The organism is Pseudarthrobacter sp. MOO14 (assembly GCF_058267675.1).
On record NZ_CM177849.1, the window covers coordinates 738,184 to 758,445 of the forward strand.

Below are 20,262 nucleotides of genomic sequence, written 5' to 3' on the forward strand. Positions count from 1 at the left end.
GGCTTCCGGTCAGTCGCCGATGGCGTCCAGCCGCGCCTGCTCGTCCATCTCGATGGCGGACTGGATGACCGGTTCGAGGTCGCCGTTCATCACCTGGTCCAGGTTGTACGCCTTGTAGCCGGTGCGGTGGTCCGCGATCCGGTTTTCCGGGTAGTTGTAGGTGCGGATGCGCTCGGAGCGGTCCATGGTGCGGATCTGCGACTTGCGCTGGGCCGAGTTCTCGGCGTCGATCTGCTCCTGCTGGTGCGCCAGGATGCGCGCCCGGAGCACGCGCATGCCGGCTTCGCGGTTCTGCAGCTGGGACTTCTCGTTCTGCATGGCCACCACGATGCCGGTGGGAAGGTGCGTAATGCGGACGGCCGAGTCCGTGGTGTTGACGGACTGGCCGCCGGGACCGGAGGAACGGTAGACGTCGATCTTGAGGTCGTTCTGGTTGATCTCGAGCTCTTCGGGCTCATCGACCTCAGGCAGGACCAGGACGCCGGCAGCGGAGGTGTGGATGCGGCCCTGGGATTCGGTCACGGGCACGCGTTGGACGCGGTGCACGCCGCCTTCGAATTTGAGCCGGGCGTAGACGCCTTCGGCGGGGTCGTTGGAGTTCCCCTTGACCGCAACCTGGACGTCCTTGTAGCCGCCAAGGTCGGATTCCGTGGCGGAGATGATTTCGGTCTTCCAGCCGCGGGATTCGGCGTACCGGGTGTACATGCGCAGCAGGTCGCCGGCGAACAGGGCGGCCTCATCGCCGCCTTCGCCGCCCTTGACTTCAAGGATCACGTTGCGGGCGTCGTCGGGATCGCGCGGAATGAGGAGGCGCCGCAGCTTGGCGGCAGCGGTCTCGAGCGAGGCTTCCAGTTCCGGCACCTCGGCAGCGAATTCGGGGTCCTCGGCAGCCATTTCCTTGGCAGCGGCGAGATCGTCCCTGAGCCCCTCCCACCGGTGGTAGGCCTCCACGATGCCATTAAGCTGAGCCGACCGCCGCCCCAGCTTCCGGGCAAGCCGCTGGTCAGCATAAACAGCAGGATCCCCCAGCTGCGCCTGGATAGCGTCATGCTCATCAAGCAGGCCCTGTACGGACTCAAACATATTTCAAAACCTTTCGTTCTGTGCCCATCTTAAATCAGGCACAGGAAGCGGCGCGCCATGGTGAGCGAGCCCGCAACTGCCGCGCGGATGTTCCGCCCCGGGAGTGGCATCGGGCCTGTCGGAGCGTTGCAGTTGACGTACGCAGTACGTCAACTGCAACGCGAAGGGGCGGGGGCGGAACATCCGCGCGGCACCCACCGCACGAACGCACCAGCGCCCGCCCCTTAACTCAGCTACTTGTCGTTATCCGACTTCGCACCAAGCGTCGTTTTCTGGACCTGCATGAGGAACTCAACGTTGCTCTGGGTTTCCCGGATCTTGTTGGTGAGCAGTTCAAGGCTCTGCTGGGTTTCGAGTCCGGAGAGGACGCGGCGCAGCTTCCACATGATCTTGACTTCTTCGGGCGAGAGCAGGTTCTCCTCGCGCCGCGTGCCGGAGGCGTTCACGTCAACGGCGGGGAAGATGCGCTTGTCGGCCAGCTGGCGGGACAGGCGCAGTTCCATGTTGCCGGTGCCCTTGAACTCTTCGAAGATGACCTCGTCCATCTTGGAGCCGGTCTCGACGAGCGCGGTGGCCAGGATGGTGAGCGAGCCGCCGTTTTCGATGTTGCGGGCGGCACCGAAGAAGCGCTTGGGCGGGTAGAGGGCGGCAGAGTCGACGCCACCGGACAGGATGCGGCCGGAGGCCGGTGCTGCCAGGTTGTAGGCGCGGCCCAGGCGGGTCATGGAGTCCAGGAGGACCACCACGTCCATGCCCATTTCCACGAGGCGCTTGGCGCGTTCGATGGAGAGTTCGGCCACGGTGGTGTGGTCGTCGGCGGGACGGTCGAAGGTGGAGGCGATAACCTCGCCCTTGACGGTGCGCTGCATGTCCGTCACTTCTTCAGGACGTTCGTCAACGAGCACCATCATGAGGTGGACCTCAGGGTTGTTGGTGGTGATGGCGTTGGCGATGGACTGCAGGATGAGCGTCTTTCCGGCCTTGGGCGGGGAGACGATCAGGCCGCGTTGGCCCTTGCCGATCGGGGCCACGAGGTCGATGACGCGGGGACCGATCTTCTTGGGGTCGGTCTCGAGGCGCAGTCGCTCGGACGGGTAGAGCGGCACCAGCTTGGCGAACTCGACGCGGTCCTTGAGTTCTTCGGCGGTCTTGCCGTTGACGGAGGTGACGCGGACCAGGGCGTTGAACTTCTGGCGGTTGGACTGCTGGTTGCGGTCTTCGCCTTCGCGGGGGGCGCGGATTGCGCCGACGACGGCGTCACCCTTGCGCAGGTTGTACTTCTTGACCTGGGCGAGTGAGACGTAGACGTCGTTGGGGCCGGGCAGGTAGCCGGACGTGCGGATGAACGCGTAGTTCTCCAGGACGTCCAGGATGCCGGCGACCGGAAGCAGGACGTCGTCCTCGGTGACCTCGACGTCGTCGACGTCGGGTCCCTGGTTGCGCCCGCGGCGGCGGTCGTTGCGGTCGCGGAAGCGGTCGTTGCGCGAGTTGTCGCGGTCCTGGCCGCCGGAGCGGTCGTTGCGGTCATTCCGGTCCCGGCGGTTCCGGCGGTTCCGGCGGCTGCCGCCGTCGGTGTCGTCGTTGTCGCGGTTGTTGTCGCGGTTGCCGTCACGCTGGCCGGCGTCGCGGCTGCCTGCGTTGTCCCGGCCGCCGTCGGAATCCCGGGCGGTGGTGTCGCGGCCGCCGCGGGTGCGGCCGCCGTCACGGCGCTCGGTGCGCTGGCCGGCGTCGCCGGACTCGGCTGCGGGGGTTTCGGTGCGCTGCTCGCCTGCCCGCTGTTCCGTGGCCGGCTGCTCTGCCGGGGTTTCCACCGGAGCCTCCTGGACGGAGGCTGCAGCGGCCTCGCTGCGACGGCGGTTGCGGGTTCGGGGCTGGCGGCGCTCCGAGGCGCCTTCCGTGCCCTCGGTGGCTTCTGCGGACACCGCAGACGGCGCTTCGGCGGCCGGTGCAGCAGCGGTCTCGACGACGGGAGCCGCGGCTGCCGGGGCAACCACACCGTCACTGACCGCGCGGCGGCTGCGGCCGCGGCCACGGGCGCGGCTGCCTTCTGCGGCGGGGGCCTCGGCGGCGGGGGCTTCCGTAGCCGCCGGGGCGGCTGCTGCGGCCGGGGCCTCGACGCTCTCCGGTGCCTTGACGGTTGCCTTGGCAGGAGCCTTGGCGGTGAGGGTTCCGGCACGGTGGGCGGAAATGGCCGAGACCAGGTCCCCCTTGCGCATGCGGGAGCCGCCGGAGATGCCGAGCTGGCTGGCCAGGGCCTGCAACTGGGCGAGCTTGAGGCCTGCAAGGCCGCTGCTCTTGGCGGGTGCAGCCGATGATTCGGCAGCAGAAGATGTGTGGTCCACAGCTGGTGACAGCTCAGTGGTTTCGGTCACGAAGGATCCTTCCCCCTCGACGGCGTCCAGACGAGGAGCTGGACGCGATGATTTGATCTGGGCCGCAGTTCAGATCTGCAGCCGGGATTTTTCGGCCTTGCCGGTTGGATTTCGGCCAGCAGGGCCGGATACTGATTCACCTTGCGCTGCACTCTTGGAGCAACGCCGGGCTGACGGTTCAGGGGCAGTTGGATGCTGCAATTTCCTGCGACAGACCAAGCAGGCGGCACCGGAATACATTCACAGTCGGTAGATCAAAACAGCAACTGAATGCACGAGCAGATCAGATAGGCGGAATTACCGCCGGTGCATGTCCACCTTAGCACCTTCAACGTCCACTGCGAGCTTCAGTACGCGCCAGCCAATATCCGGCGTGTTGTTTGCGGTGAAGGACTCGATGAAGGCCAGGGCATCCCCTGCCTGGGCCGCGCCGTTTGCCAGCACCAGGACGGTGGGACCGGCGCCGGAGACAACCGCGGCGTAGCCGGCTTTGCGCAGGGCGCCGATCAGCGCCGCACTGGGCCGCATGGCCTCTGCGCGGTAGCTCTGGTGCAGGTAGTCTTCGGTGCCCGGCAACAGGAATTCGGGTTTTTGGGTGAGCGCGTGGATCAGCAGTGCTGCACGGCCGGAATTCATCGCGGCGGCGTGGTGTCCCACGGACGCCGGGAGCAGGGCCCGCGCGGCCTCCGTGGAGAGTTCGAAGTCCGGTACGGCGACGATGGGAATGACGTCCCCGGCCACGGTGGCACTGGTGCTGCTGTACTGCTCACTGTCCTGCCACGACAGCGCCAGTCCGCCGAATATGGCGGGTGCGACGTTGTCCGGATGGCCTTCCAGTTCGCTGGTGAGCTGGAGGATCCAGTCCTTTCCGCGCCGGCTGCCGGCAGGCACCATGGCGTTGGCGGCAGTGACGGCGGCAACCACGGCAGAGGCGGAGGACCCGAGCCCGCGCCCGTGCGGGTTGACGTTCTCGGCGGTCACCTTCAGGCCGCCGTGGCGGTAACCCAGCCGCTCGAACGCCGCATCCATGGCGCGGATGACCAGGTGGCTGGCATCGCGGGGCAGCGTGTCGGCGCCCTCGCCGCGGAGCTCGAACAGGAGTTCGTCGGTGTCCAGGCTTTCCACGGTGAGGGTGTCGTGCAGGGCCAGGGCAAGCCCCAGGCTGTCGTACCCGGGGCCCAGGTTGGCCGACGTCGCGGGGACGCGGACGGTGACCCTCTGGCCGGGCTCAATGAGGTGCAGCCCGACGGCGGCCTGCGAGGTGGCGTCCAAGGCTACTTTTCTTCCAGTCCCAGCTCAGCGGCCACGGTGACGACGTCGTTGGGCACCTTGACCGGCTGCACGTCGCTGCCGTCCTCGGTGCGGAGGGCCCACTGCGGGTCCTTGAGGCCGTGCCCGGTGACGGTGATGACGATGGTCTTCCCGCCGGGAACTTCGCCTGCGGCGTGCTTCTTGAGCAGGCCCGCCACGCCGGCTGCGGAGCCGGGCTCGACGAAGACGCCTTCCTTGGCGGACAGCCAGCGGTGGGCGTGCAGGATTTCCTCGTCCGTCACGGCGTCGATGAGGCCGCCGGACTCGTCGCGTGCGCCGACGGCACCGTCCCAGGATGCGGGGTTGCCGATGCGGATGGCAGTGGCGATGGTGTCCGGCTCGGTGATCGGGTGTCCGGCGACGAAGGGTGCGGCTCCGGCGGCCTGGAAGCCCCACATGGCAGGCGTCTTGGTGGAGACGGCGGGCAGCGTCCCGGCGGTCTCCGACTCAAACGGTGCGGAGTACTCCTTGTAGCCCTTCCAGTAGGCGGTGATGTTGCCGGCGTTGCCCACTGGCAGGACGTGGATGTCCGGGGCGTCGCCCAGGGCGTCCACCACTTCGAAGGCGCCGGTCTTCTGGCCCTGGATGCGGGCAGGGTTGACGGAGTTGACCAGGAAGACAGGGTAGGACTCCCCCAGCTTGCGGGCGATGTCCAGGCAGTTGTCGAAGTTGCCGTCAACCTGCAGCAAGGTGGCGCCGTGCGCGATGGCCTGGCTGAGCTTGCCCATGGAGATCTTGCCTTCGGGCACCAGGACGGCGCACTTCAGCCCGGCGGCGGTGGCGTAGGCGGCAGCGGAAGCCGAAGTGTTGCCGGTGGAGGCGCACACCACGGCCTTGGCGCCGGAAGCCACTGCGGCCGTCATGGCCATGGTCATGCCGCGGTCCTTGAAGGATCCGGTGGGGTTCATCCCCTCCACCTTCAGGTAGACCTGGGAGCCGGTGAGTTCGGAGAGCTTCTGCGCGTGCACCAGCGGGGTGCCGCCCTCGCCCAGGGTGATGACCCTGGTGGACTCCGTCACGGGCAGACGGTCAGCGTATTCGCGGATGACGCCGCGCCATTGGTGAGCCACTTAGACTCCTTCTACCCGCAGAACGGATGTAACTGAATTGATGACGTCCAGGCCCTTCACGGCCTCGACGGTGGCTGCGAGGGCAGCCTCTGACGCGCGGTGGGTGACGATCCGCAGCTCGGCCGACTCCACGTTGGATTCGGCGTCGCGGTGGATGGTTTGCCGCATGATTTCGATGGATACGCCGTGCTCGGCAAAGAGCTGGGCGATCCGGGCCAGCACGCCTGGCTGGTCCGCGACGTCCAGCCCGATGTAGTAGCTGGTGGTCGCGGCCTCGATGGGCAGCGCCGGGACATGGCCGGTGGTGGTCTCGGTGCGCTGCGGTCCGCCCAGGACCAGTCGCCGTGCAGCGGAAACGAGGTCTCCCATCACGGCGGACGCGGTGGGGGTACCGCCGGCGCCCTGGCCGTAGAACATCAGCTCGCCGGCGTTTTCGGCCTCGATGAAGACGGCGTTGAAGGCGCCGCGGACGGCCGCCAGCGGATGTTCGCGCGGCAGCAGGGTGGGGTGGACGCGGACGGACACGCCTTCCTTGCCGTCCGCACCGGTCAGTTTCTCCGCGATGGCCAGCAGCTTGATCACGAAGCCGGCGTCTTTGGCCGCGGCGATATCCGAAGCTGTGACGGCGGAAATGCCTTCACAGTGGACGTTCTCCAGGGCAAACCGGGTGTGGAACGACAGGGACGCCAGGATGGCGGCCTTCGCCGCGGCGTCGTGCCCTTCGACGTCGGCGGTGGGGTCCGCTTCGGCGTAGCCGAGGCGCTGGGCTTCGGCGAGGGCGTCCGCGAACTGGGCGCCGGTGCTGTCCATCTGGTCGAGGATGAAGTTGGTGGTGCCGTTGACGATACCCAGCACCCGGGTGATCCGGTCGCCGGAGAGGCTGTCGCGGATGGGTCGGAGGATCGGGATGGCTCCGGCGACGGCGGCTTCGTAGGAGAGCTGGACGCCGGCTTTGTCTGCCTCTTCGTAGAGCGTGGGGCCATCCTGCGCCAGGAGTGCCTTGTTGCCGGTCACCACGCAGGCACCGTTCTGCAGCGCGGAGAGGATCAGCGTACGCGCCGGTTCGATGCCGCCCATCAGTTCAATCACCAGGTCCGCGTCCTTGACCAGGGTCCCGGCGTCGGTGGTGAAGAGTTCCTGGGGCAGTTCGACGTCGCGGTGGCCGTTGACGTTGCGCACGGCGATCCCGCTGAGCTGGAGTCGTGCCCCGGCACGGGCGGCAAGGGCATCGGCGTCCTCAAGCAGGATCCGCGCAACCTGGGCCCCAACGTTGCCACAGCCCAGCAGGGCCACTTTCAGGGTTCGCATTTCCGTCATTCAGGCTCCCATGTCGCGGTTCAAAAGATCTTCTTCGGTTTCCCCGCGGACAATCAGCCGGGCAGATCCGTCGCGCACCGCGACAACGCCCGGCCGGGCCAGATAGTTGTAGTTGCTCGAGAGGGCCCAGCAGTAGGCGCCGGTCCCCGGTACGGCAAGCAGATCACCGGCTGCCACGTCCCCGGGCAGATATACATCTCTAACAACTATGTCGCCGCTCTCGCAATGTTTGCCCACCACGCGGGACAACTGCGGGGCCGCGCCGGAGGTGCGGGAGGCCAGGACAGCCGAATAATCCGCGTCGTACAGCACCGGGCGGGCGTTATCGCTCATGCCGCCGTCCACCGAAACATACCGGCGCGGATACGTAACGTTGTTGCCGGCGTCACCGCCGGCCCCGGAGGGAGCGTCCACGCGAACGGTCTTGAGCGTACCCACCTCGTACAGGGTGAAGGTGGTGCTGCCCACGATGGCGCGCCCGGGTTCGATCGAGATCCGCGGCGCGTCGATGCCCAGCTCGGCGCAGGTTGAACGCACGACGGCGGCCATCGCCGTCGCGATCTCCGCTGCGGGGCGGGGGGTGTCCACCGGCGTGTAGGCGATCCCGTAACCGCCCCCGAGGTCGAGTTCCGGCATGGTGATGGAGTATTTCCCCTGCATGGCCGCCAGGAAGCGCAGCAGTTTTTCGGCAGCCAGCGCGAAGCCATCGGGTTCGAAGATCTGCGACCCGATGTGGCAGTGCAGGCCCAGCAACTCGATGCCGGGGTGGGCTGACGCCGCGGCAACTGCTTCTTCGGCTGCGGAGACGCCTGCTTCCGCGGTGGTGTCCGCTGCCATCGAGAGGCCGAACTTCTGGTCCTCGTGCGCGGTGGCGATGAACTCGTGCGTGTGGGCGTGCACGCCGGGCGTCAGCCGAAGCATGACCTTGGCCTGTTCGCCGCGGGCCTGCGCGATGGCCCCGACGCGGACCAGCTCGTCAAGGCTGTCCACCACGATGCGGCCGAGCTTCATGTCCAGCGCGCGGTGGATCTCGTCATCGGATTTATTGTTTCCGTGCAGTGCCACCCGTTCGCCGGGAATTCCGGCGCGTGCAGCGACCGCCAGTTCTCCGCCCGATGCGGTGTCCAGGCGCAGCCCTTCCTCCTCGACCCACTTCACCACTGCGGTGCACAGGAAGGACTTCCCTGCGTAGTAGACGTCCACGCCGCCGCAAATATCGGCAAAGGCGGCGTCGAAAGAGTCCTTGAAGGCCCGGGCGCGGGAACGGAAATCGGCCTCGTCCATGACGAACAGCGGCGTCCCGAACTGCTCCTTCAGGGCGTGGACGTCCACTCCGCCCACGGTGAGGGCGCCGGCGCCGTTCCGGACCACGCTGCCGGCCCACATGGGCTGGTGGAGCGCGTTCAGGTCGGCCGGGACCTGCAGCCACTCGGGGGCCAGCGGGGATGCGGTGCTTGAGGATACCGTCACGGTGCTCACATCCGTTCCGGCGCCGAAACGCCCAGCAGGTCAAGTCCGTTGGCGAGCACCTGGCTGGTGGCGTCGTTGAGCCACAGCCGCGTGCGGTTGAGGTCGGTGACCGGTTCGTCACCCATGGGCGCAATCCGGCACGCGTCATACCACCGGTGGTAGGCCCCGGCGATGGCTTCGAGGTGCCGTGCCACGCGGTGCGGTTCACGCAGTTCCGCGGCCTTGGCCACGATGGACGGGTAGCTGCCCAGGTAGGAGAGCAGTTCGTTTTCCGTGGCGTGGTCCAGCAGCGAGGCCTCGAAGCTGTCGCGGCCGTCCACTTGGCGTTCCACGCCGGCGGCCACCGCATTGCGCGCGGCGCCGCGGGAACGGGCGTGGGCGTACTGGACGTAGAACACCGGGTTCTCGTTGCTGTGCTTCTTGAGCAGCTCGGGGTCCAGGGTCAGCGGGGAATCGGCCGGGAACCGGGCCAGCGAGTAGCGGACCGCGTCCTTGCCCAGCCACTCGATCAGGTCCTTGAGCTCGATGATGTTGCCCGCGCGCTTGGACAGCTTGGCTCCGTTGACGGAGACCAGCTGGCCGATCAGGACCTCGATGTTCACCTCGGGGTCATCACCGGCAGCGGCGGCGATCGCCTTCAGCCGGTTGATGTAACCGTGGTGGTCGGCGCCGAGCAGGTAGATCTTCTCGGTGAAGCCGCGGTCCTTCTTGGACAGGTAGTAGGCGGCGTCGGCGGCGAAGTAGGTGGGCTCGCCGTTGGCGCGGACCATCACCCGGTCCTTGTCGTCGCCAAAGTCCGTGGTCCGCAGCCAGACCGCACCGCCGTCGTCGAACACGTGGCCCTGTTCGCGCAGGCGTGCCACGGCACTCTCGATCGCGCCGGCGTCGTGCAGCTCCTGCTCGGAGAAGAAGACGTCGAACTCGACGCCGAAGTCCGCCAGCGTCGCTTTGATGTCCTTCATCTGGGCTTCGTAGGCCGCAGCACGGATGACGGGCAGCGCGGCTACCTCGGTGAGCTCGCGGATGTCCGGGTGCGCGGTGAGGACCTCGTGGCCGAGATCGGCGATGTACTGCCCGGGGTAGCCACCGTCTGGCACCGGGAGGCCATGCAGCCGGTTGTAGACGGAGTGCGCAAAGGTGTTCATCTGCGACCCGGCATCGTTGATGTAGTACTCGGCCGTGACATCGGCCCCGGAGGCCCGCAGCACGCGCGCGATGGCATCCCCGAGCGCTGCCCAGCGGGTGTGGCCGATGTGCAGCGGCCCGGTGGGATTCGCGGAGACGAACTCCATGTTGACGGTGTGCCCGGCGAGCGCGGTGTTGGTGCCGTAGCTCCGGCCTGCTTCGACAATGGCCTTGGCCAGGGCACCGGCTGCCGCGGCGTCAACGGTGATGTTCAGGAAGCCCGGGCCGGCGATATCCACCGCGGAAACACCATTGATGGACTTCAGCCGGGTACTGAGGATGGCAGCGAATTCACGCGGGTTGGTCCCCGCCGGCTTGGCGAGCTGGAGGGCGATGTTGGTGGCCCAGTCGCCGTGGTCCCTGTTCTTGGGTCGCTCCACGCGCACCTCAGCAGGAATTGCTGATTCCGCAAGGGCGATTTCGCCGGCGGCGACGGCGTCCTTGAGGCAGGCGGATATGGCGAGGGAAAGTTCTTCGGGAGTCACCCCCCTAGCCTACCGGGGGCCAGTGACAGCAAAGAATTTAACGCCGGCCGGAGCCCCCCGGGTGAACCTTTCGGGCAGATCCGGCGTTGTCCAGAGCGTAGCCACTGCCGCACGGCATGACCTCCGAGTGAAACGAGAGCCTTCATGAGACCCTCCACCCGCACAAGCCCGTCCGTACCCGCAAGCCCGCCGGCAGCGGGCGGCGCCCTCCGCCGGACCCTCTACGCCGGAATCGCCGGCTTGTCACTGGCCGGAACCGTGGCGGGCTGCGCACCCTCGGCGGCCGAAGCCCCGCCGGCCACCAACGGCGCCGCCGGAAACAGCTCCGCCGCGGCATCGGGCGGCTCCACCGCATTGGCCGGCAGCGGTGGCAGCTACAAGGACGGCACCTACAGCGCGGACGGCAACTACGTTTCCCCCAACGGCACGGAAACGGTCGGCGTGCAGTTGACCCTGGCCGCGGGAAAAGTCACCGACGTGCAGATCACCCAGCACCCGTCCAACCCGAATACCCGCAAGTTCCAGGGCGAGTTCGCCGGCGGCATCGCGGCGCAGGTGGTGGGCAAGAACCTCGACGAACTCAATGTGTCCAAGGTCGCCGGCTCGTCCCTGACCAGCGGAGGCTTCAACCAGGCCGTGGGCAAGATCAAGTCGGAGGCGCAGTAGGCGGTGTCCGGAACGGACTGGGAGGGCTTTGCGTTCCAGGGGATCGGCACCGACTGGGAGATCTCCACTCCCCTGCCCTTGACGGCGGCGCTGCGGGAGAGCCTCCTGGACCGCATTGAAGGGTTCGACGCCGCGTGGTCCAGGTTCAGGGCCGACTCGCTGGTGGCGGCGATGGCACGCGCACCGGGGCGCTATCGGTTTCCCGACGAGGCCGCAGCGCTCGGCCCGCTGTATTCCACACTGTACGGTTTGACCGGTGGCGCCATGACGCCGCTGATCGGCGGCAGCCTGGAACGGCTGGGTTACGATCCCGCCTACTCGCTCCGGCCGGCAGGTCCGCCACTCCCCGCGCCCGCCTGGGAGTCGGTCCTCAGCTGGTCCGGGACCAGCCTGACGGCCAGCGAGCCGGTGGTGCTGGACATCGGCGCCGCCGGCAAGGGTTTGTTGGTGGACCTGCTGGCCGCCGAACTGGAAGGCGCCGGCGCCGGATCCTTCATCATTGATGCCAGCGGCGACCTGCTGGTCCGCGGCCCGGACCCCGTCAGTGTTGCCCTCGAACACCCCTACAACCCGGCCCAGGCCATCGGCGTCGTGGAGCTGGCCGGGCGGGCCCTGTGTGCTTCCGCGGCCAACCGGCGTGCCTGGGGCGACGGACTGCACCACGTGCTCGACGGAACAACCGGACAGCCGGTCCGGACCGCCGTCGCCACCTGGGCACTGGCGGACACCGCGGTGCTGGCCGATGCTCTGGCGACGGCGCTTTTCTTCGTTCCGGGCGGCACGCTTGAGGATGAGTTCGAGTTTTCCTGGCTGACCGTTTTTTCCGACGGCAGCGCAGCCTATTCAGCCGCCTTCGAAGGGACACTGTTCGCATGAAGCCCGTGGAAACACCGCAAGCAGGCCCGCTTCCCTCCCTGGCCGGCCGGGTGGGTTCTGCCGTGGGCAAGCTCACCATGTACCGGCTGATCCTGCTGGTCCTGGCCGCCCTTGCGGCCTACAGCCTGCTGCTCGACGTGCTGGGCTGGTTGACGTTCGGCATTCCGGAGATGCTGGCGCACCTGGCCCTGTGCCTGGGACTGACCTACGCCACCAACCGTGGACTGGCAGCGGTCTTCCGGGTGAACCCCCATTCGGAGTCTTCGCTGATCACGGGGCTCCTCTTGTACTTCCTGTTCTGGCCGTCCCTGCAACCGATGGATCTCGCAGGGGTGGCGCTGGCGTGCGTGCTGGCGTCGGCGTCGAAATATGCCTTGGCATGGCGGGGGCGGCACATCTTCAATCCCGCCGCGGCAGGTGCTTTCGTCACCGGGCTCACCGGGATGAACATCGCCACCTGGTGGGCCGCCACCCCCGCCATGCTGTGGCTGGTGGTTCCCGGCGTGCTGCTGGTCCTGTACCGGACCCGCAAGGTGCTGATGGCATCGGTGTTCACCGTGGTGGCCACCGCCATCATCACGGGTGAACTGATCCGTGCGGGCATGACCGCCGGCATGGCCGTTTACCAGGCCCTGGCCCAGCGGCCGGTGCTGTTCTTCGTGGGATTCATGCTCACCGAACCCTTGACCCTGCCTCCGCGGCGTTGGCAGCAACTGTCCCTGGCCGCCGTGGTGGGGATCCTGTTTGCCGTCCCCTACAACCTGGGAACTTTTGCGAATTCGCCGGAAGCGGCCCTCCTGGCCGGCAACCTCCTGGCCTTCCTGGCGGGCCAGCGCGGCGCGGTGAAGCTGCGGCTCGCCGGCACCCGGCCGCTCACTCCCAGCACTACGGAGTTCTCATTTGTTCCGTCCCGGCCGGTCCGGTTCGTGCCCGGGCAATACATGGAACTGGATCTTCCGCACGGGAAGCGTGACGGCAAGGGGCGGCGCCGGGTGTTCAGCCTGACGGGTTCTCCGCGCGACCGGTTAGTCCGGTTCGGGGTGCGGACCGCCGGGCCGCTGTCCGGGGCCAAGAAGGCGTTGTTGGACCTGCGCCCGGGCGATGAAGTCACGGCTACGTCCGTGGGTGGCGATTTCGTCCTTCCCCGCGACCCCCACAGGCCCGTGCTCCTGGTCGCGGCGGGCATCGGTATCACCCCGTTCGTATCGCATCTGTCCGCCGGAGGACTGCGGGACCGGGATGCCGTGCTCCTGCTGCTGGCCCGGAGCGCGGACGAGGTGGCGTATGCGGACGAACTCCGCAACTCGGGCGTCAGGGTCCTGGTGCGGGTGGCCGATGGTTCCGGGCCGCCGTCGGGACTGGCTCCGGCGTTCCCCGGGCCTGAAGGTGCCGCTTCGGAGGGTGCCGGCGCCCACACACCGGGCCACAGGCTGGACGCAGGGATGCTGACCGCGCTGGTCCCGGATATCGCGGGCCGGGAGGTCTATGTGTCCGGGTCCCCGGCGAGCGTTGCCGCGCTGCGCCGCGAAGCCCGCCGGGCGGGGGCGCGCCGCGTCCACACCGACTCCTTTTCGGGCTACTGAACAGGCACCGCGGCCGGCCCCAAGCGTGCCGCCAAGGACGGTTTTCCCTTGCGGGCCACCTTCCTGCTAAGCTCTAGGACGTCCCGCCGGCAACGGCAGGAAGTCCGGATTGCCCTCGTAGCTCAGGGGATAGAGCGTCTGCCTCCGGAGCAGAAGGTCGTAGGTTCGAATCCTATCGAGGGCACCACAGGAAAACCCCGCCGCTTCACTGAAGCGGCGGGGTTTTTGGTTTTCGCGTCATTAAAAACTCAGTGCGGCCTCATCCGGTGTGGCCAGCGTCAGCACGGCTTCCTCGACCGATTCGTGGTCCTCCAGTTCGCGCTCGATCCGGCGCAGGGCCACCGCCACTTCGTGCTCAGGGTGGTCGCCCTGCAAGTCCACGGCGGCAACAAGGTACAGCTTCCGGGGCCCGACGAACTCGAGGTGCAGGTACGTGAGCCTGGCGATGTCCTGGTGCTCCAGCATCCGCCGTGCCATGGACCGTTCGATGTCCGGGGTGACGCCTTGGCCCACGAGGAAGCGCCGGTTGCGGTCGATCAGCAGGACGGCGACGACGGCGAGCAGCACCCCCACGACGATCGAACCGATGGCATCGGGCAGCGGCGAGCCGGTGACTTGGTGCAGGAACACGCCCACGAAGGCCACGACGAGTCCGATCAGCGCGGCCGCATCCTCCGCGAACACGGCGCGCAGGGTGGGGTCGGAGCTGATGAGGACCTGCTCCAGGGTGTGCCGTTCCAGCTCGTGGGCCGCCTTGCGGGTTTCCCGGAAGGCCTGGATGAACGAAATCCCCTCAAATACAAAGGCGACGGCCAGGACCACGTACGCCACCATGAAGTCTGCGGCAGGCTCGGGCTGAATAATCTCCTGGATGCCGTGCATGATGGAAACCACCGCGCCGGCGGTGAAAAGCCCAAACGCTGCGAACATCGACCACACGTACGCTTCCCGCCCGTAACCCATGGGATGGCCCTTGTCGCGGGGCCGGGCGGACCGCCGCTCCGCGAAGAACAGGAATACCTGGTTTCCGGTGTCCGCCCAGGAATGCGCTGCCTCCGCAGCCATCGAGGCCGATCCGGAGAGGACGGCCGCCACCGATTTGGCCGCCGCCACGAGGATATTGGCCGCGAACGCGATGATGACCGTCAGCAGCGTTGAACTGGACTTGGATCGCTCTTCGGTTTGCGCCATGGGCCTACCGTACCCAACCGCACGGCTTCCGGGCGCCGGCACGGCCCATCAAGTCCGGGTACCGTGCCTACGGCCGATTGTCAGTGCCCGCTCGTAGTCTGAAAAGACCTAACTGAGGGGGTACGCCATGCATGTTCCGTTCTGTTCCATCGTTCCGCCCTACCTGTTGCGGCGGCTGGCCCGGGAGGCCGCACCGCAATACTCCGCCGCGGCGAGCGCCGCCAGGAAAGCCCTGGGACACGTCGAATCGTTCCAGGCAGCCCGCGCCCAGGGGGTGGCCACCCCAACGGCCGGGTTGCGCCAGGCACCGCCGGAACCGGTGGCGCGCAGCATTTACGACGCCGGAGGTACCGAAACACTGCCTGGCACCTTGGTCCGCGCGGAAGGTACCGCTCCGTCCGGCGACGCCGCAGCGGACGAGGCCTATGACGGGCTGGGACATACGCACCGCTTGTATGCCGAGGCCTTTGGACGGGACTCAGTGGACGGCCGCGGAATGAAGCTCGATGCCACGGTGCATTTTGGCAAGCTCTACGACAACGCTTTTTGGAACGGCAGCCAGATGGTCTTTGGTGACGGGGACGGCGAGGTATTCGAACGCTTCACCAAATCCGTCAGTGTCATCGGGCACGAACTTGCCCACGGGGTCACCCAGTACTCTGCCGGGCTCGCCTACCGGAACCAGGCGGGCGCCTTGAACGAATCGCTGTCCGACGTCTTCGGCGCGCTCGTTGAGCAGTTCGTCAGGAAACAGTCGGCCGCCGAGGCAAGCTGGCTGATCGGCGAAGGCCTCTTTACGCCCCAGGTGCGGGGGGCAGCGCTCCGCTCCATGAAAGCGCCCGGAACAGCGTACGACGACGACGTGCTCGGCAAGGATCCACAGCCGGACTCGATGGATTCCTACGTCCGGACCAGCGCGGACAACGGTGGTGTCCACATCAACTCCGGCATCCCCAACCGCGCCTTCTACCTGGTGGCCAGCGCACTCGGAGGCAACGCATGGGAGGCGCCGGGCCGGATCTGGTACGAGACACTGACCAACGGCGCGCTGCCTGCGGCGGCCACGTTCACCGTCTTTGCCCGTGCCACGGTGCGCGGGGCCGTGGACCTGTTCGGCGCCGGAACCAAAGAACATGACGCCGTCCGCGGCGCGTGGGAAACTGTGAGGGTCAAGGTTTAGCCACTGTTCCGGCGCGCCGTCCTCCGGCCGCCGGAACGTCCGAAAGCCCGGGGGCCTGCAATGAAGATCAAGGTGGAGCGCAGCGGCGGGCTCGCGGCTGCCACCAGGGTGTGGACCGTCGACGCCCGGACGGACAGCGACCTCAGCCAATGGCAGCCCATTCTTGAGGCTTGCCCGTGGGATACCGTTCCCAGCACCAGGCGGGCGGCGGCCGCCGCCATCGAGTCGCCGCAGCCGGACCGCTTCATCTACGCCATCACTGCCGGCCGGCGCAGGGCGGCCCTTCCGGAACAGGCCCTCACCGGTCCCTGGCGGATCCTGGTGGACACAGCACGGGCTGCGGCGGAGGAGTCCGGTGGCGGCGCCGGCGCACGTGCCGCGGACAGTCCGGAAGAGCCCGCCTGACCGCCGGGCTGCGGGCCGGCCCCGGCCGATCGCTCCGCCACGCAGCAGTAGACTGTCTGCAGCCATGACTTTTCATATTTCCTATCCCGCCGAGCTGCCGGTTTCCGAGCGCCGCGAGGACCTGATGGCAGCGATCGCCGCCAACCAGGTGACCATTATCGCCGGCGAGACCGGCTCCGGAAAAACCACCCAGATCCCCAAGATGTGCCTGGAACTGGGGTTGGGCGAGAAGGGCCTGATCGGGCACACGCAGCCCCGCCGGCTGGCCGCGCGCACCGTGGCCGAGCGCATCGCAGAGGAACTGGGCGTGGAGATCGGCCAGGAGGTCGGCTTCCAGGTGCGGTTCACCGGCGAAGTCAGCAAGGACACCAAGGTCAAGCTGATGACCGACGGCATCCTCCTCGCCGAGATCCAGCGGGACAGGCTGCTGCGCAAGTACAGCACCATCATCATTGATGAGGCCCACGAGCGAAGCCTGAACATCGACTTCATCCTGGGCTACCTCAAGCGGGTCCTCCCGCAGCGGCCGGACCTGAAGGTCATCATCACCTCGGCCACCATCGATCCTGAACGGTTTGCCAACCACTTCGGCAGTGCGGACGCACCGGCTCCCATCATCGAAGTCTCCGGCCGCACGTACCCCGTGGAAGTCCGATACCGTCCGTTGTCGCAGCCGAAATCCGATGAGGACGACGCCTCGGACGACGAACTTGAGGAAGACCGCGATCCCCTGGATGCTGTCTGCGACGCCGTCGACGAACTCGCGGCGGAGGCTCCCGGGGACATCCTGGTGTTCTTTTCCGGGGAGCGTGAAATCCGTGACGCAGCGGAGGCGCTGCAGCCACGCATCCAGGCCAACCGCAGGCTGGCCAACACCGAGATCCTCCCCCTGTTTGCCCGCCTGAGCCTGCAGGAGCAGCACAAAGTGTTCCACCCGGGCAGCAAGCGCCGGATCATCCTGGCCACCAACGTGGCCGAAACATCGCTGACGGTTCCAGGCATCAAGTACGTGGTGGATACGGGAACTGCCCGTATCTCCCGCTATTCGCACCGCACCAAGGTCCAGCGCCTCCCCATCGAGCGTGTCTCGCAAGCGTCAGCGAACCAGCGCTCCGGCCGGTGCGGACGCGTGTCCGACGGCATCGCCATCCGCCTCTACTCCGAGGAAGACTTCGAGTCCCGGCCGAAGTTCACGGATCCGGAGATCCTCCGGACCAACCTCGCCGCCGTGATCCTGCAAATGACGGCCATGGGCGTGGCCAAGAGCCCCAAGGACGTTGAGGACTTCCCGTTCGTCGAGCCCCCGGAGACGCGGGCCATCAACGACGGCGTCACCCTCCTGCGCGAACTCGGCGCACTGGCCCCGGCCAGGCCGCAGCACGCATCCGGCACCCCGGAGGCCGGCACCAAGGGCGGGGCCAGGGGCAGCGGCCTCACCGCCGTCGGGCAAAAACTCGCCCAGCTGCCGGTGGACCCCCGCCTCGGCCGGATGATCGTGGAAGCCGGGAAACGCGGCTGTGTCCGCGAAGTCATGGTCCTGGCCGCCGCCCTCACCATCCAGGACCCGCGGGAGCGGCCCACGGACAAACAGCAGCTGGCAGCGGAAAAGCACAACCGCTTCCGCGATGAGAATTCCGACTTCACCGGCTTCCTGAACCTCTGGAACTACCTGCAGGAGAAGCAGCAGGAGCTGTCCTCGTCGGCGTTCCGCCGCCTGTGCCGCGCCGAGTTCATCAACTACCTTCGGGTCCGTGAATGGCAGGACCTCTTTGCCCAGCTGCGCCAGCTCGCCCGGCCGCTGGGCATCACCCTGGACAACAAGCGCCTCACGGATCCGGTGGGCAACCATGACGGCATCCACATCAGCCTGCTTTCCGGGCTCCTGAGCCACATCGGAATCCTGGACGAACGCAAACGCGAGTACGCCGGCGCCCGCGGCAGCCGGTTCGCCATTTTCCCGGGCTCAGCGCTGTTCAAGAAGTCCCCCACGTTCGTGATGGCGGCGGAGCTGGTGGAGACCAGCCGGCTGTGGGCCAGGGTGGCAGCGAAGTTTGATCCGGTCTGGGCAGAGCAGGTGGCGCCGGACCTGGTGAAGCGCAGCTACAGCGAACCGCATTGGTCCACCAAGCAGGGCGCCGTCATGGCGTACGAAAAGGTCACCCTTTACGGCGTGCCCATCATCGCCCAGCGGCGGATCAACTACGGCCGCGTTGACCCGGTGGTGGCCAGGGAGCTGTTCATCCGGCACGCACTGGTGGAGGGCGACTGGCGCACCCACCACAAGTTCTTCCACCGCAACCGGGCACTGCTGCATGAGGTCGAGGAACTCGAGGCGCGCATGCGGCGCCGGGACCTGATGGTGGACGATGAGACGCTGTTCGATTTCTATGACGCCCGGATCGGCGCCGACGTGGTGTCCGAGCGCCATTTCGACAAATGGTGGAAGGACGCCCGGCGCGATAACCCGGACCTCTTGGACTACGACAAGTCGCTGCTGCTCAGCGACGATGCCGAGGACCTGGACGAGTCCGCCTATCCGAAGACCTGGCTGCACAAGGGCTTCGAACTCCCGTTGACGTACGAGTTCCATCCGGTGGCCCCGGGCGGATTGCCCGACCCCTCCGACGGTGTCACGGCCGAGGTGCCTGTCCTGTTCTTGAACCAGCTCGACGATGCTCCCTTCCGCTGGCTCATCCCGGGCCAGCGGGTGGAGCTGGTGACTGCCCTGATCAAGTCGCTGCCCAAGCAGGTCCGGAAGAATTTTGTTCCGGCCCCTGACGTTGCCCGCCAGGCGGTGGCGCTCCTCGAAGCGGACTTCGACCCCGCCACGGATGAGCTGGAGCCGTCGCTGGAGCTGGCACTGCGGCGCCTCCGCGGCGCGGTCATCCCGCCCGGCTCCTGGAACTGGGATTCCGTGCCAACGCACCTGCGCGTCAGCTTCAAGGTGGTGGACAGCAAGGGCAAGGTCCTCGGCGAGGGCAAGGACCTTGCCGCCTTGCAGGAGCAGCTGGCACCGGCAACGCGGCGTGCCATTGCCGAATCGCTCGGCGCCACTCCCGCGACCACAGCGCCAGGCGGTACAGGCCCTGCGCAGCGCCGGGGCGGCAAGGCGTCCGACGACGGCCCGGCGGCCCGGCAGCAGGCCCCAGGAGTGCCGGGGCAGCACGCCGCGGCCGGGTTCGTGGAGCAGGACGGCTTGACGGAGTGGAGTTTCGGCGCGATCGAGCGCCAGGTCAGCAGCATGGTCAAAGGCCACACCGTCACCGGCTATCCGGCGCTCGTGGACCAGGGCCAGTCTGTTTCCCTCCGCGTCTTCCAAACCCCGGAGGAACAGCTCGAGGCGATGCGCGGCGGCGTCATCAGGCTGCTGGCCCTGCGCGTTCCAGCCCCGGACCGCTACGTCCTGGAGCACCTGAGCAACACGGAGAAGCTCACCTTCAGCCAGAACCCGCACGGTTCGGTCTCGGCCCTGATCGCTGACTGCGCGCTGGCGGCCATCGACAAGCTCACGCCGGTGGACCTGCCATGGGACCGCACGGCCTTCGATTCACTGTATGAGGTGGTCCGCGCCGAACTGATCGATACGGTGTTTACCGTGACCGCGGTGGTCGAACGCATCCTGGCGAGCACCCGCCGGATTGAGAAACAGCTCAAAGGCACTACCAGCCTGGCCTTGATCAGCGCGTTGAACGACGTCAGGAGCCAGCTGGAACAGCTGGTCTACCCGGGTTTTGTAGCACGCACGGGTTACGCCCAGCTGAGCCAGCTGCCGCGGTACCTGGCCGCAATCGAAAAGCGGCTGGAGCGGCTGCCGGGGAACGTCCAGCGCGACGCCGTCAATATGGCCGTGATCCAGCGGCTCGAAGACGACTACGACGACGCCGTCTCGGCGCTGCTGCCCGGCCGCCGCGCCGGCCGGGAGTTAACCCAGGTGCGCTGGATGCTCGAGGAGCTTCGGGTGAGCCTGTTCGCCGTCGAGCTGGGAACCGCGTATTCGGTGTCCGAGAAACGCATCCGCGCGGTGCTCAACAAGGCGCTCGCACCGGCCTGACGACGCCCGTCCAGAGA

At 67.4% G+C, this 20,262-nt stretch carries 14 protein-coding genes and 1 tRNA gene; 7 read left to right on the top strand and 8 right to left on the bottom strand.

Features of this window, described 5'->3' with window-relative positions; genetic code table 11:
- Positions 1-9: 9 nt before the first annotated feature.
- From prfA to argS, 7 genes are all read right to left on the bottom strand, one after another.
- Complete coding sequence (gene prfA / locus AC4EEV_RS03425) at positions 10-1,083, bottom strand: peptide chain release factor 1 (RefSeq protein WP_018760131.1); 1,074 nt, start codon at positions 1,081-1,083, stop codon at positions 10-12.
- A gap of 233 nt (positions 1,084-1,316) precedes the next feature.
- Positions 1,317-3,455 carry a transcription termination factor Rho gene (gene rho, locus AC4EEV_RS03430; protein WP_491330147.1) on the bottom strand — a complete coding sequence of 713 codons (2,139 nt, stop codon included), beginning with the start codon at positions 3,453-3,455 and terminating at the stop codon, positions 1,317-1,319.
- 297 nt (positions 3,456-3,752) lie between these two features.
- The gene (gene thrB, locus AC4EEV_RS03435; protein ID WP_491330148.1) at positions 3,753-4,727 is read right to left on the bottom strand and encodes a homoserine kinase; all 975 of its coding nucleotides are present in this window, start codon (positions 4,725-4,727) and stop codon (positions 3,753-3,755) included.
- A gap of 2 nt (positions 4,728-4,729) precedes the next feature.
- A complete protein-coding gene (gene thrC, locus AC4EEV_RS03440; RefSeq protein ID WP_018760134.1) occupies positions 4,730-5,836 on the bottom strand; it encodes a threonine synthase in 1,107 nt (368 codons plus the stop codon).
- Positions 5,837-7,153, bottom strand: a complete 1,317-nt coding sequence (locus tag AC4EEV_RS03445) for a homoserine dehydrogenase (RefSeq protein ID WP_018760135.1) — start codon at positions 7,151-7,153, stop codon at positions 5,837-5,839.
- Positions 7,154-8,632, bottom strand: a complete 1,479-nt coding sequence (gene lysA / locus AC4EEV_RS03450) for a diaminopimelate decarboxylase (protein ID WP_491330149.1) — start codon at positions 8,630-8,632, stop codon at positions 7,154-7,156.
- Entirely contained in the window at positions 8,629-10,293 is a 1,665-nt protein-coding gene (gene argS / locus AC4EEV_RS03455) for an arginine--tRNA ligase (protein ID WP_018760137.1), read from the bottom strand. The genes lysA and argS overlap by 4 nt, the downstream gene beginning before the upstream one ends.
- Before the next feature lie 144 nt (positions 10,294-10,437).
- On the opposite strand from argS, the gene AC4EEV_RS03460 reads away from it, so the two are divergent.
- The 4 genes from AC4EEV_RS03460 to AC4EEV_RS03475 all read left to right on the top strand — a co-directional run bounded on the left by AC4EEV_RS03460 (position 10,438) and on the right by AC4EEV_RS03475 (position 13,605).
- The gene (locus AC4EEV_RS03460) at positions 10,438-10,959 is read left to right on the top strand and encodes an FMN-binding protein (protein ID WP_231369808.1); all 522 of its coding nucleotides are present in this window, start codon (positions 10,438-10,440) and stop codon (positions 10,957-10,959) included.
- A gap of 3 nt (positions 10,960-10,962) precedes the next feature.
- The gene (locus AC4EEV_RS03465; protein WP_133830909.1) at positions 10,963-11,835 is read left to right on the top strand and encodes an FAD:protein FMN transferase; all 873 of its coding nucleotides are present in this window, start codon (positions 10,963-10,965) and stop codon (positions 11,833-11,835) included.
- On the top strand, positions 11,832-13,418 hold the full coding sequence (locus AC4EEV_RS03470; protein ID WP_133830910.1) for a ferredoxin--NADP reductase: 1,587 nt from the start codon (positions 11,832-11,834) through the stop codon (positions 13,416-13,418). Before AC4EEV_RS03465 ends, AC4EEV_RS03470 begins: the two co-directional genes overlap by 4 nt.
- 111 nt (positions 13,419-13,529) lie before the next feature.
- Positions 13,530-13,605 (top strand) — tRNA-Arg (locus AC4EEV_RS03475).
- A 53-nt stretch (positions 13,606-13,658) separates the two neighbouring features.
- On the opposite strand, the gene AC4EEV_RS03480 is transcribed toward AC4EEV_RS03475, so the two are convergent.
- Positions 13,659-14,609 (bottom strand): cation diffusion facilitator family transporter, encoded by a 951-nt coding sequence (locus AC4EEV_RS03480; protein WP_491330150.1) that lies wholly within the window; start codon positions 14,607-14,609, stop codon positions 13,659-13,661.
- Positions 14,610-14,736: 127 nt separating this feature from the next.
- Here AC4EEV_RS03480 and AC4EEV_RS03485 point away from each other — a divergent pair, with 127 nt between their 5' ends.
- From AC4EEV_RS03485 to hrpA, 3 genes are all read left to right on the top strand, one after another.
- The gene (locus tag AC4EEV_RS03485; protein WP_285319930.1) at positions 14,737-15,789 is read left to right on the top strand and encodes a M4 family metallopeptidase; all 1,053 of its coding nucleotides are present in this window, start codon (positions 14,737-14,739) and stop codon (positions 15,787-15,789) included.
- A gap of 60 nt (positions 15,790-15,849) precedes the next feature.
- Positions 15,850-16,194, top strand: a complete 345-nt coding sequence (locus AC4EEV_RS03490) for a protealysin inhibitor emfourin (protein ID WP_491330151.1) — start codon at positions 15,850-15,852, stop codon at positions 16,192-16,194.
- 64 nt (positions 16,195-16,258) lie between these two features.
- A complete protein-coding gene (gene hrpA, locus AC4EEV_RS03495; protein ID WP_491330152.1) occupies positions 16,259-20,245 on the top strand; it encodes an ATP-dependent RNA helicase HrpA in 3,987 nt (1,328 codons plus the stop codon).
- Positions 20,246-20,262 lie beyond the last annotated feature (17 nt).